The organism is Bradyrhizobium sp. AUGA SZCCT0105, assembly GCF_018129565.1.
GTDB lineage: Bacteria > Pseudomonadota > Alphaproteobacteria > Rhizobiales > Xanthobacteraceae > Bradyrhizobium.
On sequence record NZ_JAFCMK010000006.1, the window covers coordinates 55,555 to 71,007 of the forward strand.

Annotated in this window: 13 protein-coding genes; 9 read left to right on the forward strand and 4 right to left on the reverse strand. The window is 63.7% G+C overall.

Annotation, left to right across the window (positions count from 1 at the left end):
* Window positions 1-53: 53 nt before the first annotated feature.
* A complete protein-coding gene (gene panC, locus JQ573_RS26275; RefSeq protein WP_212318564.1) occupies window positions 54-905 on the reverse strand; it encodes a pantoate--beta-alanine ligase in 852 nt (283 codons plus the stop codon).
* A gap of 286 nt (window positions 906-1,191) precedes the next feature.
* Between panC and JQ573_RS26280 the strand changes: the two genes are divergently transcribed.
* The 5 genes from JQ573_RS26280 to JQ573_RS26300 all read left to right on the forward strand — a co-directional run bounded on the left by JQ573_RS26280 (window position 1,192) and on the right by JQ573_RS26300 (window position 5,828).
* Window positions 1,192-2,115 (forward strand): division plane positioning ATPase MipZ, encoded by a 924-nt coding sequence (locus JQ573_RS26280; protein ID WP_092114844.1) that lies wholly within the window; start codon window positions 1,192-1,194, stop codon window positions 2,113-2,115.
* A 138-nt stretch (window positions 2,116-2,253) separates the two neighbouring features.
* The gene (locus JQ573_RS26285; protein WP_249132372.1) at window positions 2,254-3,375 is read left to right on the forward strand and encodes a serine hydrolase; all 1,122 of its coding nucleotides are present in this window, start codon (window positions 2,254-2,256) and stop codon (window positions 3,373-3,375) included.
* Window positions 3,376-3,608: 233 nt separating this feature from the next.
* Complete coding sequence (locus tag JQ573_RS40940) at window positions 3,609-3,713, forward strand: hypothetical protein (protein WP_212318568.1); 105 nt, start codon at window positions 3,609-3,611, stop codon at window positions 3,711-3,713.
* 332 nt (window positions 3,714-4,045) lie between these two features.
* The gene (locus tag JQ573_RS26295; protein ID WP_212318571.1) at window positions 4,046-4,990 is read left to right on the forward strand and encodes a S9 family peptidase; all 945 of its coding nucleotides are present in this window, start codon (window positions 4,046-4,048) and stop codon (window positions 4,988-4,990) included.
* 97 nt (window positions 4,991-5,087) lie between these two features.
* Window positions 5,088-5,828 carry a VWA domain-containing protein gene (locus JQ573_RS26300; protein ID WP_212318574.1) on the forward strand — a complete coding sequence of 247 codons (741 nt, stop codon included), beginning with the start codon at window positions 5,088-5,090 and terminating at the stop codon, window positions 5,826-5,828.
* 13 nt (window positions 5,829-5,841) lie between these two features.
* Here JQ573_RS26300 and JQ573_RS26305 read toward each other — a convergent pair whose 3' ends face one another.
* Window positions 5,842-6,249, reverse strand: coding sequence for a DUF302 domain-containing protein (locus JQ573_RS26305; protein ID WP_212318577.1), 408 nt, complete (start codon window positions 6,247-6,249; stop codon window positions 5,842-5,844).
* 128 nt (window positions 6,250-6,377) lie between these two features.
* On the opposite strand from JQ573_RS26305, the gene JQ573_RS26310 reads away from it, so the two are divergent.
* Window positions 6,378-7,097 (forward strand): DnaJ domain-containing protein, encoded by a 720-nt coding sequence (locus tag JQ573_RS26310; protein WP_212318580.1) that lies wholly within the window; start codon window positions 6,378-6,380, stop codon window positions 7,095-7,097.
* Between the two features lie 244 nt (window positions 7,098-7,341).
* Here the strand turns inward: JQ573_RS26310 and JQ573_RS26315 are convergent, their stop codons facing one another.
* Window positions 7,342-9,138, reverse strand: coding sequence for a D-alanyl-D-alanine carboxypeptidase (locus JQ573_RS26315; protein ID WP_212318583.1), 1,797 nt, complete (start codon window positions 9,136-9,138; stop codon window positions 7,342-7,344).
* Between the two features lie 424 nt (window positions 9,139-9,562).
* Between JQ573_RS26315 and JQ573_RS26320 the strand changes: the two genes are divergently transcribed.
* Entirely contained in the window at window positions 9,563-9,898 is a 336-nt protein-coding gene (locus JQ573_RS26320; RefSeq protein WP_092114837.1) for a phasin family protein, read from the forward strand.
* Between the two features lie 73 nt (window positions 9,899-9,971).
* On the opposite strand, the gene JQ573_RS26325 is transcribed toward JQ573_RS26320, so the two are convergent.
* The gene (locus JQ573_RS26325; RefSeq protein WP_212318587.1) at window positions 9,972-11,948 is read right to left on the reverse strand and encodes a pilus assembly protein; all 1,977 of its coding nucleotides are present in this window, start codon (window positions 11,946-11,948) and stop codon (window positions 9,972-9,974) included.
* A gap of 499 nt (window positions 11,949-12,447) precedes the next feature.
* On the opposite strand from JQ573_RS26325, the gene clpS reads away from it, so the two are divergent.
* Both clpS and clpA read left to right on the forward strand, forming a co-directional pair.
* Entirely contained in the window at window positions 12,448-12,780 is a 333-nt protein-coding gene (gene clpS / locus JQ573_RS26330; protein WP_106318898.1) for an ATP-dependent Clp protease adapter ClpS, read from the forward strand.
* 260 nt (window positions 12,781-13,040) lie between these two features.
* On the forward strand, window positions 13,041-15,446 hold the full coding sequence (clpA, locus tag JQ573_RS26335) for an ATP-dependent Clp protease ATP-binding subunit ClpA (RefSeq protein WP_212318590.1): 2,406 nt from the start codon (window positions 13,041-13,043) through the stop codon (window positions 15,444-15,446).
* Window positions 15,447-15,453: the final 7 nt, after the last annotated feature.

The window sequence follows — 15,453 nt, forward strand, 5'->3', positions numbered from 1 at the left end:
ATCGGAAGAAGGCTGGCGCGGATCTCTGCGTCACGAGATAGAGCCGGCCCCATTCAGACCGCGATGTTATCGATCAGGCGCGTGCTGCCGATCCTTGCCGCCACCAGCATCCGCATCGGACCGTCCTTGAGCGACCCGATCGGCGCCAGCGAAGCGGCGTGGCGGACCTCGAGATAATCCAGCACGAAGCCGGCCTTGGTGATCTCAGCAGCGCCGGTGGCCATTGTGGTCGCGGCGTCCTCGCCGGCGCGCAGGCGGCCCGCCGCTTGCTTCATCACACGGTTGAGCTCGGGGGCCGCGCGCCGTTCCTCCGCCGAGAGGTAGACGTTGCGCGAGGACATCGCGAGGCCGTCGCGTTCGCGCACCGTCTTCGATCCGATCACCTTGACGCCGAGGTCGAGGTCCGCGGCCATCTGGGTCACGACCCGAAGCTGCTGAAAGTCCTTCTCGCCGAAGATCGCAACATCGGGCCGGACCTGGGTGAACAGCTTGCCGACCACGGTGGCGACGCCGCCGAAGAAATGCGGCCGGAAGCGATCCTCGAGTCCAGCGGTGGCCGGTCCCTCGGGCACGATCCTTGTGGCGAAGCCGTCGGGGTACATCGCCTTCACCTCGGGGTGCCAGATCAGGTCGACGCCTTCGGCGGCGAGCTTGGCGACATCTTCCTTCCAGGTGCGCGGATACGAACCGAAATCTTCGGTCGGCGCGAACTGGGTCGGATTGACGAAGATCGAAACGACGACCCGCTTGGCGCGGCGCTTGGCGAGCCGCACCAGCGACACATGGCCGTCATGGAGCGCTCCCATGGTCGGGACCAGCGCGACGGTCGCCTTCTTGGCGCGTAGGGTGTCGACGGCGCGACGAAGGGCGGGGACGGTACGGACGACGGTGGGATTTCTCGGCATCTGGTCTCGACTCGTGGGGCAATCTGGGTGGGGGGAATCCAGGTGGAACGTTTGGCGTTCGGCAGGTAGCAGAGCTTACCAAGTTCGAACCGTTATCGGCAAACCGCCGCGCAAGCATTACCCGATCTCGCACGCGCATGGATCGCAGGCCTCGTGCCGATCGACGCAGCCGGCTTGTGCGTTCGATTCATCATTAAGGGCGGCTGCAATTGATTTCCTTGCGCAGTGATGCATTTCACTTGACCGCAGCCGTGCGCGATTTGAAGATCATTGCGGGGATTGAATCATGTTGGTGCAGGCTAGTCAGGGTCAATCCGGCTCCGCACATGTCGTGGTGCTGGGCAACGAGAAGGGCGGTTCGGGCAAGTCGACCACCGCCCTGCATATCGCGGTTGCGCTCCTGAAGGCCGGACAGCGCGTTGCCAGCATCGATCTCGACTGCCGCCAGCAGAGTTTCACCCGCTACATCAGCAATCGCCAGGCCTGGGCGCGTCGCTCCGGGCTCGATCTCGAACTCCCCGCGCATTATTGCATCAAGTACGGCGAGACGATGCAGATCGAGGAGAACGAGAACGCCGAATTCCAGCAGTTCATGGCCGCGGTGAGCGCGGTGGAACGTGCCTATGATTTCATCGTCATCGATACCCCGGGCTCGGACAGCTACCTGATGCGGCTCGCGCATTCGATGGCCGACACGCTGGTGACGCCGATCAACGACAGCTTCCTCGATTTCGACGTGCTGGGCACCGTCGATCCCGCGACCTATGCTGTGATCGGCGAGAGCCATTACGCGGAGATGGTGCGCGACACCAGACGCAAGCGCCGCCAGCTCGACGGCGCCTCGACCGACTGGATCGTGGTGCGCAACCGGCTATCGATGCTCGGCTCGCGCAACAAGCAGCTGGTCGCCGATGGCTTGAAGCAGCTGTCGCTGCGGCTCGGGTTCCGCTCGGTCGACGGCTTTGCCGAGCGGGTGGTCTACCGCGAATTCTTCCCGCGCGGGCTGACGGCGCTCGACGACATCGACGAGGCGACGCTCGGCACCCGCCCGAGCCTCGGGCACGTCACCGCCCGCGAGGAGGTGATGGGTCTGTTGCGCCAGCTCAAGCTGCCGCTCGACGAGCGTGGCCGCCGCCGCGCCGCCAACCGGGCCGAATGGTTCAGCCAGGTCGACAAGCCGCTGGAAGTCGACGACATCATCGGCAGCTAGGCCGGCAAGGCCGGTAATCCCGGTGGCGGCCTAGCATCGGGCAGATTCTCCGAACGATTGGTTTGAGCGGTCGCAAGGCGATGAACGGAGGATCGAATGGAACGGCGCCGGTTCATGTCCCTTCTCGGAGGAGCTGCGTTGGCACCGCTCGCCACCTTGCCGGCCTACGCCGACCCGTCCGACACCTGTGGCGTTCCGGTCGCGCGGGACGATGGTTGGTCCGTCGCCTCCATCACTGAGGACAAGCTTGCTGACCGCGCCGCGCTGTGCAGGATGGCTGATCGGCTCACGACGGGTGCCAATGTGCGCGCGGTGCTGGTCGTTCGCGGCGGCAAGCTGGTGTTCGAGCGGTACTTCAGCGGTTCCGACGAGGTCCCCAGCCGCTTCTACGGCAGCCGGGTCGAAGACGTCGCGTTTAATGCCGATACGCTGCACAACATCAAGTCGGCTTCAAAAAGCGTCGCGTCACTCGCCGTCGGGATCGCGATCGATCGCGGGCTGATACGCAGCATCAACGAACCGATCTTCAGCTTCTTCCCCGAATTGTCAGACCTGCCGTCCTCCGAAAAGGACGGCATCCAGCTCGTGCACGCCCTCACCATGTCGATGGGGTTGGCGTGGGTGGAGGCGACCCCGGCGACGGGAGACGACAACGACGAGGTGCGCATGCATCGGGCGGCGGATCCGTGCCGTTACGTCCTCGGTCGTTCGGCAACGGCCCCGCCGGGACAGGCGTTCTTCTACAACACCGGCGCGCTGACGCTGGTGTCGGCCATCGTCCGCAAGGCGACCGGACATCCGCTCGACGAATTTGCGCGCACCGCGTTGTTCGAGCCCCTGGGCATTACCAGCTTCGAATGGAGCCGGGTCAAAGGGGATAGCGATGCCGGTGGCGGGTTGCGGCTGCGACCGCGCGACATGGCAAAGATCGGCCAGCTTGTCCTCGCAGGCGGCCGCTGGAACGGTCGCCAGATCGTCCCAACGGCATGGATCGAGACCTCGACGGCGCCGAAACTCAAGGCCACGGAGCATCAATCCTATGGATACCTCTGGTGGCTCGGCCAGTCTCGGCTCAACGGGCGCAAGGTCGACTGGATTGGCGCGCTCGGACGAGGCGGGCAGTCGATCCGCATCGTCCCCGAGCTCGATCTCGTTGTCGTGGTGACCGCGGGATATTACCAGGACTACAGCCCGCAAACATTTCAATTGCAGTACGGCGTCTTCAGGGACGTCCTGCAAGGGGTTTCGCCTCCGGCCTAGTTCGGCTTGAGCACCGTCATCTTGAACGGCCTGCCTCTGGCGGCCGCGTGCGCAACGGCATCGTTGGCGTGATCGAGGGATAGGGCAGGTCGAGCCCCGGGTCCGCGCTGTGTTCCAACGCCGCCCATCAGCACGACGCGGTCGACCTGCTGGCGAGGCTCCGTCAGGGCTGTCCCGAGTTCGACGCCTGGTGGTGAACCCATGACGTCAGCAGCAGCGTCGCCGGGCGGAAGGTGCTCCGCCACCCCAGACGCGGCAGGCTCAGTTTTGAGTACGCCAGCTTCCAGCCCAACGACGATTCCGGCCTGAAGCTGACTATTTACACCGAAATTGGTTGAAATCCGTGTTTTTCCGGTGATTTCGGCCACACGACGGCCAAAAAGCCGGAACAAAGCGGCCGAAATCCAGTTTCTCCTGAACGTCGATCCAAGAGCGATCCAAGGCTCGAACGCAACCTTGGGAACTCACGTCGAAGAGGAGAGGAGAGCACGACCCGGTCGCGGTGAGGCGTGTGCATCTGCACAAACTATAGGTGCAGCGCACAACGTTATGCCACCGAAGCCACAATATTTGGACTTCCTGTCACGGCGCTGTGACATATATTCTCAAAAGGAGGCCGAAGAGCCTCCGGCCAAAATCGCCCTGTAAAGGCGGGCACCTCGAGGACGTCATGAAGCGTGGAATTCTCGTTCTGCTTTCGCTCTCCGTAGTGATCACGGGTGCGTATTTCACCGCGAGCAAGTGGGCGATCCGCCACGAAACGCTCATGTTCAAGGATCCGACCCGCGATGAGCGGCCGGTCGCGGTCGACGTTGCCGTGCGCTTCGACAAGGAGATGCAGGCCGACGCCGGCATGATCAAGCTCCCGGTTGCGATCCTCAATCATGGCAATACCGTCAAATTCACCGAATATTCCTTCCTCGCGAATGTGTTCGCGGCGCGCGGCTACCTGACCGTCAGCATTCAGAACGACCTGCCGTCGGATGGACCGATGGTGACCAAGGTCGGCGAGCTCTATGTCGGGCGCCTGCCGCAGTATCAGCGCGGCATCACCAACATCAAATTCGCGATCGAGGAGATGAAGAAGCGTCAGCCGAACGCGGACTACAGCAAGCTGACGATGGTCGGCCATTCCAATGGCGGCGACATCGCGATGTATTTCGCCAAGCAGTATCCGGACGAGATCAAGAAGGTCGTCACGCTGGACAATCTGCGCGTGCCGTTCATGACCGACGGCAAGTTCAAGATCCTTTCATTCCGGTCGCACGATCAGCACTTCAAGCCCGATCCGGGCGTGGTGCCGGACGAGGAGGAGTGCGAGAAGGCCGGCATCACCGTTGTGAACACCAACTTCCAGCACAACGACATGCGCGATACCGGACCCGAGAAGGCCAAGGACTCGATCCAGGCGATGCTCGATAAATTCCTGGCCGACACCGACAGCGATGTCGCGGCGGTCGATACCAGGAATGCGCCGCTGAAGATTCTGGAGCCGGGTCCCGTCTCGCTCTACGTGCCGGTCGAGAAGCCGCCGCAGACCTTCGGCGAGAAGGTCAAGAAGTCGCTCTCGTTCACCAAGAGCGAGACCAAGAAGGATCCGTCGGTCACGAACTGACAAGGCCCCCGGGATCCGATCCGGGCAGGCGGGTGCGTCACGTTGACCAATCCGATGCCGCGGCCCACATAGTGTTTGCTGTACGAGGCAAGCGCTGATGGCTGGCAAGACGATCAAACCGACATCCGGAAGCGACGTGCGCCCGGCCAATGCGCCTGGCGTGCCGGCGTCGAGCGCCAATGACATCGCCGCGTTCGTGGCGAAGGCGCGCGCGATGTCGCCGCATCGCGCCGGCGCACGCGGCAGGCTGGTGTTCGCGCTCGACGCCACGATGAGCCGGCAGCCGACCTGGGACATGGCCTGCACGCTGCAAGCGGACATGTTCCGCGAGGCCGGCTCGCTCGGCAGCCTGGATATCCGCCTCGTCTACTATCGCGGCTTCAACGAGTGCCGCGCGTCGGGCTGGATCTCCGACAGCGCGCAGCTCGCGCGGCTGATGAGCAAGATCGACTGCCAGGGCGGCAATACCCAGATCGGCAAGGTGCTGTCGGAGACCCGCCGCGAGGCGGTTGCGGCAGGCGTGCGCGCGCTCGTGTTCGTGGGCGACGCGATGGAGGAGAACGCCGACACGCTGTGCGCAAGCGCCGGGGAGCTCGGCCTGCTCAAGGTGCCGGTCTTCATGTTCCAGGAGGGCGCGGACCCAACTGCCGAGCAGACGTTCCGCGAGATCGCGCGGCTGACCGGCGGCGCATGGTGCAGGTTCGATCCCGGCGCGGCGGCGCAGCTCCGCGAACTGCTGCGCGCCGCTGCAGCCTATGCTGCCGGCGGTCGCGAGGCGCTGCTGCAACTGGCGAAGACGACGAGCGGCGCGGCCAGGCTGATCGGCCAGATGAAATAGGCCGCCTGGCGCGTCAGGCTCCGCCCGACGTCACGGCTTTGGCAATTGCGCCGAGCAGCGCCGACATGTTGGCCGTGACCTGTCCGGTCGCTTCCGCGACGCCGTGCCGTTCGGCGAGCCAGGCCGGATCATTGTAGGAGAACCAGCAGTCGCCGGCTTCGTCCTGCCAGACCAGCGCCTTGAGCGGCAGATCGATCCCGATCGTCTGCGCAGCCTGCATCAACGGCGTGCCGCCCTTCGCGTTGCCAAACACGAACAGTTCAGTCGGACGGAGCGCAAGACCGGCGCCGGCGGCGCCCGCGGCATGATCGATCTGCGCAAACAACGTCAGCCCGCGCGCCTGCAGTTCGGCCTTGAGCCGGTCGGCGGTTTGCTTCGGCCCGACATGGCTGCGAAGGCTGATCAGTCCGTCAATCGCCATCAGCTTCCTCCAGCGCGGTTGCCGCAAGCTACTCAATCGCCGGGGGCGGCGCCATGCGAGGGCTCTTCACGCTCCAGTGAGACGAAGCTTCGCATGCTTTTTGCCGCCGGGCCGCCTATATTCCGCGCATGCCAACCCTGATCGCCGGCGTCGTCGCAATTGTCATCCTTTATTCCGCACTGCAGATGTTTCGTGCGGCCAATCCGGCCGTGCTTGCGCGTGCGATCAAGATCGTGGGCGGCGTGCTCGCGCTTGCCGTTGCGGCCTTCACCGGCGTGCGGGGCGAACTGGCGGTCGCAATCCCGCTCGGCATCTTCGGCGCCGGATTGCTCGGCTGGTCGCCGTTCGGGAGCACCGGCTTTCCCAATTTCGGCGGCATGTTCGGCGGTTCGCGCAATCAGGGACAAAGCTCGCGGGTGCGCTCGCAATATCTCGACATGAGCCTCGATCACGACAGCGGCGTGCTCAAGGGCCAGATCGTGGCGGGACCGCAGGCCGGCCGCATGCTCGACGAGTTCGACCTGTCGCAGCTTCTGGCGATGGTCCCGAGCTTCGATGCCGAAAGTGTCGCGCTACTTGAAAGCTATCTGGACCGCCGCTTTCCCGCCTGGCGTCAGGACACACAGGGCGACCGGACAGGGGGGCAGGGCCGCGCGGCGGCGACCGGCAAAATGACGAACGAGGAGGCCTATCAGATCCTTGGCCTGCAGCCGGGAGCGTCGCGTGACGACATCGGCCGGGCTCACCGCACCCTGATGAAGAAACTCCATCCCGACCAGGGGGGCTCGACGTATCTCGCTGCCCGTGTGAACGAGGCCAAGGATACTCTGCTTCGCACGCATCTCTAACTCCGGCTACGCTATTGACGCCACAGCCGAGAGCTGCCTTCCGTTTCTGATTGATGCCCCGTGTGGCCCGCCGCCGTCCGGCGTGGCCGATCGTTCTTTCGGGAAAACTTAACCGTAAAATATTGACGAGAAGTTCTCATGGTCGCGCCGCGCGCGGAAAGGCCGGTCGTTGGCGCGGCGGCCTGCAAAGCAAAAGGGCCGGCGCTTGCGGCGCCGGCCCCTTGAAATCGAGAGATCGCGTCGATCAGTTGCGAACGGTGATGCAGGAGATCTCGGCGCGCTTCAGCGTCTTGCACGCCGCTTCGGCCTGATCGCGCTCAAGGCCGGCAAAGCGGGCGCGGTAGAGCTTGCGATTGTCCTTGGCCACGACCTCGGTGAACGGGTCCGCCTTGCTGAGGAGGCCGCGGGCCGAGCTGCGCGCGAGGTCGATACGCTTGTTGGCCTCGCCTTCGGACTCGAGCGCGCCAACCTGGATGATCCAGCCGGAATGCGCGGCGCCTGGCTTGACGAGGCTGGTCTGCGGCGCGGCCTGCAGGCTGCGGGTCGTCGGTTCGATCGAGGCCACGGCCTGCGGTGCCGCGGCGGCGGCCGGTGCATGGACGGACGAGGCCGGCAGCACGCCGAGGATGCCGTTGCCGGTGCCGAAGTTCGCCGGCTGCGGCGGCATCTCGGGCCTCGAGGTCTCGGCAGCCCGCGCCATCATCGCATTGGAGGTCTCGGGAACTTCGCCGCGCGACGGGATGGTGCTGGTGATCGGGGGCGCGGACTGTGCCGGGCCGGCGGCGGCAAGCTTGATCTGGCCGGCCTTGACCTGCACGGTCTTCACCTTGACCGGCTTCATCGGTTCGGCCGAGCCGGGGATCGCGGCGATCGGCTGGGTCTGGATCACGCCCGAGGTCAGCGGGGCCGGCTCGGGCTTGGCCTGCGGCTCAGGCTTCGCCGGGGGCGGCGGCAGCGCGGCGGCGACGGCGGCCATCAGCGAGGGCTTGCTGGCCGGGCGCGGCGCCTGCACCGCGACGGCTGCCGCGGCGGGCTCCGACGCTGCGACCGGCGCGGTGTCCGCGCTGCGGGCGTTGTCGGCATCGGCAACCTCGACATTGGCGTCGGCCGGGTTGCGCTCGGTGATCGCGGCGGCCGTGCGGGTGGTCGCGCCCTTGCCGATGTTCTCGGCCAGGAGGTTGCGCATGATGGCGTCGCGGGAGCCGCCGCTGCGGCCGCCGAGCACCACGCCGACCAGGAAGCGATTGCCGCGGTGGATCGAGGTCACGAGGTTGAAGCCGGAGGCGCGGGTGTAACCGGTCTTGATGCCGTCGACGCCTTCGACGCTGCCGAGCAGGCGGTTGTGACCGGTAATCGTGTGGCCGCGGAAATTGAACGCCGTGGTCGAGAAGTAGCGATAGTAACGCGGGAAACGATCTTGGATGGCGCGGCCGAGCGTCGATTGATCGCGCGCGGTGGTGATCTGCTCGTCGTTGGGCAGGCCTGAGGCGTTGCGATAGGTGGTCCGGCTCATGCCGAGCGCGCGGGCCTTGCGGGTCATCATCCGTGCGAAGTCGTCTTCGCTGCCGCCGATCGCCTCAGCGATCACGACCGCAGCGTCATTGGCGGAACGGGTGACAAGACCCTTGATGGCGTCTTCGACCCTGATGGTCTGGCCGGGCCGCAGGCCGAGCTTGGTCGGGTCCTGCTCGGAGGCGTGCTCGGAAACCGGCATCTCGGTGTCGAGCTTCATCTTTCCGGAATCGAGGCGCTCGAACAGCAGATAGAGCGTCATGATCTTGGTGAGCGAGGCAGGGTGCCGCAGGCCGTCGGGACTGTTCGATGTCAGCACCGAGCCGGTGTTGCCGTCGACGACGATCGTCGCGAATTGCGGGCTGTAGCTTTCGCGCGCGGCCTCGCTGTGGTGGTGACGGGCGGTGTGGCGCCGGTGACGGCGCGCCTCCGCGCTATCACTGGTGATCAGGATCGCCGTCGTGACGGTAACGAGCCCAAGAACGCCAACTCGGAGCGCCCGCGAGGAGGCCAAGGTTGTTCGAAGCATCTACTTCCCCGTCCCAATTTCTATCTAGATCACTGGCTCGTGAGGCGAAATTGTGCCCGGCGGCCGTCGATCCTTGCCTGCGCAACAGACCACTTCGGGCAGAACCATCGGCCCTCGTGGCGGCTCAGGTCGCTCTTCTAGCTAAGGTGTTGTTCACAAACAGCTTTCAAGGCTGTCCGTCGGAAGGCGAACAAAGTCCAGGAATCAGGTTAGGCGGACCGAGTTTCCAAAAGATTAAGCAACCGTTGCGTAGTCCCCCGGGGTTTATCGCAAATGCTCAGGATTCGGGCAAATGTCGTTGTGCGTCGCACAATATTTGTTGACTTTATTGTGCGATGCGATATTCCGATCGTTGTCAGGGGGCCGGGAGCTTCCCGGCAATGGGAATTTGCGCCTTCAAGTCTGGGAAAAGGAATTCCAATCCATGGTCAAGATCGAAGACATTCAGAACTACGGCAAAGAGCATATCGAGTCCGTCACTGCGTCTGCGAACAACCTGCAGAGCGGCGTCCAGGCGATCGCCACCGCCTATGGCGACTACGCCAAGAAGTCGTTTGAGGACACCAAGTCGTTCGTCGAGAAGCTGTCGGGCGTGAAGTCGCTGGACAAGGCGCTCGAGGCGCAGACCGAGTACCTGCGCTCGTCCTACGAGACCTTCGTCGCGGAATCGCAGAAGATCGCCGGCCTGTACAGCGATTGCGCCAAGCAGACCTTCAAGCCCTACGAGGGCCTGGTCTCCAAGTTCGCGCCCGCTCAGTAAGCGCCACTGATCAAGACAAACGAAAAGCCCGGCCGTTTCGGCCGGGCTTTTTTGTTGCGCCGGAAGCGGGCGGTTATTTCGCCAGCCGCAGCTTGCTGAGAGCGGTTCCGATCGTGTTGAACGTCGTCAGGATCTGGGTCGAGCTGGTCAGCATGTAGAACTTGTCGGGGCTGCTGGCACAGTTCTTCAGGACGGTCGAGGTCGGATCGGCGGGCGAGTTGGTGTTCACCTGGATGGTGTAGATCGTGTACATCGGCGCACCGTTGGCATCCCTTGCGTTCTGCAGATTCTGGCACTGCAGGGTCTGCCTTGCGTCGATCGGATTGCCTGAAGCCTGCGAACTGCCGTCGCCGTAATCGGGCCAGCGGTCCTGAGTATTCAAACCGTCGGACAGCAGGATGATGACCCGGTTGTAGGTGGTGTTGGAGTCCTCCGCCGGTGTATTCAGCGGGCCGCCCACCAAAAGGGACTGCCACGCCACGGCCAATCCGATCGACTGGTCGGTGCCGCCGGTCGGCTGCATCGCATTGACGGCGGTCTTGAGCGCACTCCAATTGTAGCTTAGCGGAATGACGGGCTCGAGCGGTGTAGATGCGCTGCTGCTGCAAAAGGCGTTGTTGCCCCAGGTGTCGAAATACTCGTTGGCCGGAAACAGCGTCGTCACGTCGGATGATGCCGGCAGCACGCCCGTCGCATCGTTCGGCTGGGTGCGGTCTGCGACGCAGCCGGTCCAGGTGCTGATCGGGTTGGTGGAAGGCTGGCGCCAGTCATTTGCGACCCCCACAGCGTTGGGGGTCCAGACGTGGTCCTTGTTCGGGGTATTGCTGTTATCCTTGAAACCGACGATGGCGGAAACTCTGGGTTGATTGGAATTGTCCGTCAGGTCGTTAGGCCCAGGCTGTGTCCAGTTGTGAACATAGGTCCATCCGGTACAGGACTTGCCGCTGCCGGTGCCGGTGCAAGTGCAACCCGAGACGCTGGAACCAGAGGCGTTCTTTGGGCAGCTGCAGTTCGAGCTTCCGCTGCAGAATTTCTCCTGGAGGCCGGTTGGTTCGCTGCTCCAGCAGCCGTTGTACTTTGCCTGGGTGTTGTTATCGGCGGTCGGGCAAATTGGATTTTGGACGGATGCGCCGTTCACTGTGACCGTCGTCGACGGAATCGTTGACGTAGTCGAACTGTTGCTTGCTGTGGGACCCGTTTTACAAACGAAGCCACCGTTTGCGGCGCCATTGGTATTGCCAGTGGTGTTCGTGAACGGGCATTTCGAACCAGGTCCCACGGCATGCCAGTTGATGGGAAGCGTCGCGACACTCTGTCCGTTGGCGGGCTGGGTCGTGGGCGGATTTAGCCAGTCGGTCCAGTCGATCCAGCTCTGGCCGTAGTTGCTGGAGCCGACATTGACGTCCTTGGCGAACGGGATAACGGAAATGTAGACGTCGCCGTTGTTCTTGCTCAGCGCGCTGAGCTGATCGATCAGGCCGCCGGATCCTGCCACCGCGTTGCGCAGCGCGGTAATCTTGCCGTTGTCCGCCATCGATCCCGTGTTATCGAGGGCGAGGGCGACGCGCATCTTGACGTTGCCCCAGGTGGTGGTCGTCGAGGAGCCAAAATTCATCGTCTGGAAATTGCCGCCGGACGGCAGGAGATTGGCGAACTTCATGAAATAGGTGTTGATGTAGCCCGACCCGCTCAGGAGAATGGTCGCGGCTGCGGACGAGGTCGGAGTCGTATAGGTGGCCGAGACGGAAATGCCCTTGCCGTCCTTGTTGGTGAAGAGACTGTTGAAATAGGTCTGCGCCTTGCTCGGGATCTGGGCGGCCGTGATGGTGCCCATGGTCAGATCCTTGGACAGCATCAGCGCGGTCGAATCGAGCGCCGACTGCATCGCAGTGCGGGCGTTGTTGGCGCGGGTATAGTCGACCGCTGCGCCCACGAAGGCGAGGATCGGCAGGATTGCGAAGGTGAAGATCACCGCGACATTGCCGTCGGTTGCCCTGGAAAACCGGCGGACGGCCGCGCGGACGCAATTGGAAATGGCTGAACCAAGCATGGCGCTCTCGTCAAAATGGATTGCGCGGCCATCTCGACGTGCGCGGCTAAACAGATGGTGAATCGGGAAACTGAAACCCGGCGGGCGGGCTCCCCAGACGGTCAAAAGCAGGGCAAAAGCTCGCGCTATGCTCAATGGCGGCTAAATTGGATGCCCGACTCCTTTGTCAAATCAGGCAGAAATGATTAACCTTCCGAGGGTTGCCGCGCCGGGAATCGGACCGGTGGGCTGGGGCGGGTCTGCGCTTGCGGCAGGGCGTCGTGAGGCCCATATTCGGGAGGTCGATCCGGCCGCCGGATCGGACCGGGAGCGGCAATCTGGAAAGCATTGCTGGGGGTTCCGCGATCAGTCTTGCGGCAATCGCGACCACCTTCCAATCGCCAACCGGTTTCCCCTGGGGAATTCGAACGCCTGAGCCATGCTGCGATACACGTTGACAGTCCCGATCTCCGAGCCGGTTTCGGCCAAGCCCGCGGTGTCCGCCGCACCGGAGCCGAAAATGAGCAATGACGACAACCGCAATGGAGCGGGCAGCGGCCCGTCGACCTCGGTCATCACCAAGGTCAAGCCGAAGACCAAGCGCCCGAACCTGTATCGCGTCCTGATCCTGAACGACGACTACACGCCGATGGAGTTCGTGGTTCACGTGCTGGAACGATTCTTCAACAAGGACGCCGAGGCGGCGACCAAGATCATGCTGCACGTTCACCATCACGGGATCGGTGAGTGCGGCGTGTTTACCTATGAGATCGCCGAGACCAAGGTGACGCAAGTCATGGACTTTGCGCGCAAGCATCAGCATCCACTGCAATGTGTGATGGAAAAGAAATAGTTCGCGGGAACGATTGACCTGCCGCGGGAAGCGGAACGGGTCTTGCATCGCGCATTTTGACGGCGGCGAACGGCGTTCCCGTATGATCACGGGTCGCGGCCGGATCACGTCCCGGCGCCCGAATTTTAGAAGAAAACCATCATCGCGGGACCGGTCTTTCGCCACGATCCGTCGTAACTATATCAATGGCGATCACGAAGGTTGTTATTGCCTGACCCGGTAATGGCGATCATGATGGCCGGGGGCCATAGAGGACGCGAATGCCTACTTTTTCCCAAAGCCTAGAACAATCCTTGCATCGTGCATTGGCGATCGCGAACGAGCGTCACCATCAATACGCGACGCTCGAACACCTTCTGCTGTCGCTGATCGATGACTCGGATGCGGCGGCGGTGATGCGGGCCTGCAGCGTCGATCTCGACAAGTTGAGGACCAGCCTCGTCAATTATCTCGAGACCGAATTCGAAAACCTGGTGACGGACGGCGCCGACGACGCGAAGCCGACCGCCGGGTTCCAGCGCGTGATCCAGCGCGCGGTGATTCACGTCCAGTCGTCCGGTCGCGAGGAAGTGACCGGCGCCAACGTCCTGATCGCGATCTTCGCCGAGCGCGAGAGCCATGCCGCGTATTTCCTGCAGGAGCAGGACATGACGCGCTACGACGCCGTCAATTACATCAGCCACGGCATCGCCAAGCGGCCGGGCGTGTCCGAGGCGCGGCCGGTGCGCGGCGTCGACGAGGAAACCGAGACCAAGGGCAACGAGGACGCCAAGAAGAAGGGCGAGGCGCTCGACACCTATTGCGTCAACCTCAACAAGAAGGCGCGCGACGGCAAGATCGATCCGGTGATCGGCCGCAATGCCGAGATCAACCGTGCGATCCAGGTCTTGTGCCGCCGCCAGAAGAACAACCCGCTGTTCGTCGGCGAAGCCGGCGTCGGCAAGACCGCGATCGCCGAAGGCCTCGCCAAGCGCATCGTCGACAGCGATGTGCCGGAGGTGCTGGCGGCCGCGACCGTGTTCTCGCTCGACATGGGCACGCTGCTCGCAGGCACCCGCTACCGCGGCGATTTCGAGGAGCGGCTGAAGCAGGTCCTGAAGGAGCTCGAGGCGCATCCGAACGCCATCCTGTTCATCGACGAGATCCACACCGTGATCGGCGCCGGCGCCACTTCCGGCGGCGCGATGGATGCGTCCAATCTGCTCAAGCCCGCGCTGGCTTCGGGCACGATCCGCTGCATGGGCTCGACCACCTACAAGGAATATCGTCAGCACTTCGAGAAGGACCGCGCGCTGGTGCGGCGCTTCCAGAAGATCGACGTCAACGAGCCGACGGTGGAAGACGCGATCGCGATCCTCAAGGGCCTCAAGCCCTATTTCGAGGATTACCATCGGCTGAAATACACCAATGAGGCGATCGAGGCGGCGGTGCAGCTGTCGTCGCGCTACATCCACGACCGCAAGCTGCCCGACAAGGCGATCGACGTGATCGACGAGTCCGGTGCCGCGCAGATGCTGGTCGCCGAGAGCAAGCGCAAGAAGACGATCGGCATCAAGGAGATCGAGACCACGATCGCGACCATGGCGCGGATCCCGCCCAAGAGCGTGTCGAAGGACGATGCCGAGGTGCTGAAGCATCTCGAGCAGACCCTGAAGCGCACGGTGTTCGGCCAGGACAAGGCGATCGAGGCGCTGGCTGCGTCGATCAAGCTGTCGCGGGCCGGCTTGCGCGAGCCGGAGAAGCCGATCGGCTCGTATCTGTTCTCGGGACCCACCGGCGTCGGCAAGACCGAGGTTGCAAAGCAGCTGGCGGCCTCGCTCGGCGTCGAGCTGATCCGCTTTGACATGTCCGAATACATGGAGCGGCACACCGTGTCGCGCCTGATCGGCGCGCCTCCTGGCTATGTCGGTTTCGACCAGGGCGGCCTGCTCACCGATGGCGTGGACCAGCATCCGCATTGCGTGGTGCTGCTCGACGAAATCGAGAAGGCGCACCCGGATCTGTACAATGTGCTGCTGCAGATCATGGATCATGGCCGGCTCACCGACCACAACGGCAAGCAGGTCAACTTCCGCAACGTGATCCTGATCATGACCACGAACGCGGGCGCGGCCGACCTCGCGCGGCAGGCCTTCGGCTTCACCCGCTCGAAGCGGGAAGGCGACGACCACGAGGCGATCAACCGCCAGTTCGCGCCCGAGTTCCGCAACCGGCTGGATGCGATCGTCTCCTTCGCGCACCTCAATGCCGACGTCATCGGCATGGTGGTCGAGAAGTTCGTGCTGCAGCTCGAGGCGCAACTCGCCGACCGCGACGTCACGATCGAGCTGTCCGAGCCCGCCAAGGCCTGGCTGATCGAGCACGGCTATGACGAGCAGATGGGCGCGCGTCCGATGGCGCGGATCATCCAGGAGCACATCAAGAAGCCGCTCGCGGATGAGGTGCTGTTCGGCCAGCTCAAGGGCGGCGGACACGTCCGCGTCATCCTGGTCAAGGACGAGGCGACCGCCAAGGACAAGATCGGGTTCGAATATGTCGAGGGCCCGGTCACCCCGAAGCCCGAGAACCTGCCGCCGCGCAAGCGCAAGCCGCCGAAGGGCGGTCCGGGTGGCGGCGGAGGCGGCACCAAGGGGCCGGCCTCAAAGGGTCCGATGGTCAAGGCCTGAGGCGCGA

What these genes read in the sequence shown, in the direction of transcription:
- panC (WP_212318564.1), bottom strand. Translation starts at nt 905, where the DNA reads ATGCCGAGAAATCCCACCGTCGTCCGTACCGTCCCCGCCCTTCGTCGC.
- JQ573_RS26280 (WP_092114844.1), top strand. Translation starts at nt 1,192, where the DNA reads ATGTTGGTGCAGGCTAGTCAGGGTCAATCCGGCTCCGCACATGTCGTG.
- JQ573_RS26295 (WP_212318571.1), top strand. Translation starts at nt 4,046, where the DNA reads ATGAAGCGTGGAATTCTCGTTCTGCTTTCGCTCTCCGTAGTGATCACG.
- JQ573_RS26300 (WP_212318574.1), top strand. Translation starts at nt 5,088, where the DNA reads ATGGCTGGCAAGACGATCAAACCGACATCCGGAAGCGACGTGCGCCCG.
- JQ573_RS26305 (WP_212318577.1), bottom strand. Translation starts at nt 6,249, where the DNA reads ATGGCGATTGACGGACTGATCAGCCTTCGCAGCCATGTCGGGCCGAAG.
- JQ573_RS26310 (WP_212318580.1), top strand. Translation starts at nt 6,378, where the DNA reads ATGCCAACCCTGATCGCCGGCGTCGTCGCAATTGTCATCCTTTATTCC.
- JQ573_RS26315 (WP_212318583.1), bottom strand. Translation starts at nt 9,138, where the DNA reads ATGCTTCGAACAACCTTGGCCTCCTCGCGGGCGCTCCGAGTTGGCGTT.
- JQ573_RS26320 (WP_092114837.1), top strand. Translation starts at nt 9,563, where the DNA reads ATGGTCAAGATCGAAGACATTCAGAACTACGGCAAAGAGCATATCGAG.
- JQ573_RS26325 (WP_212318587.1), bottom strand. Translation starts at nt 11,948, where the DNA reads ATGCTTGGTTCAGCCATTTCCAATTGCGTCCGCGCGGCCGTCCGCCGG.
- clpS (WP_106318898.1), top strand. Translation starts at nt 12,448, where the DNA reads ATGAGCAATGACGACAACCGCAATGGAGCGGGCAGCGGCCCGTCGACC.
- clpA (WP_212318590.1), top strand. Translation starts at nt 13,041, where the DNA reads ATGCCTACTTTTTCCCAAAGCCTAGAACAATCCTTGCATCGTGCATTG.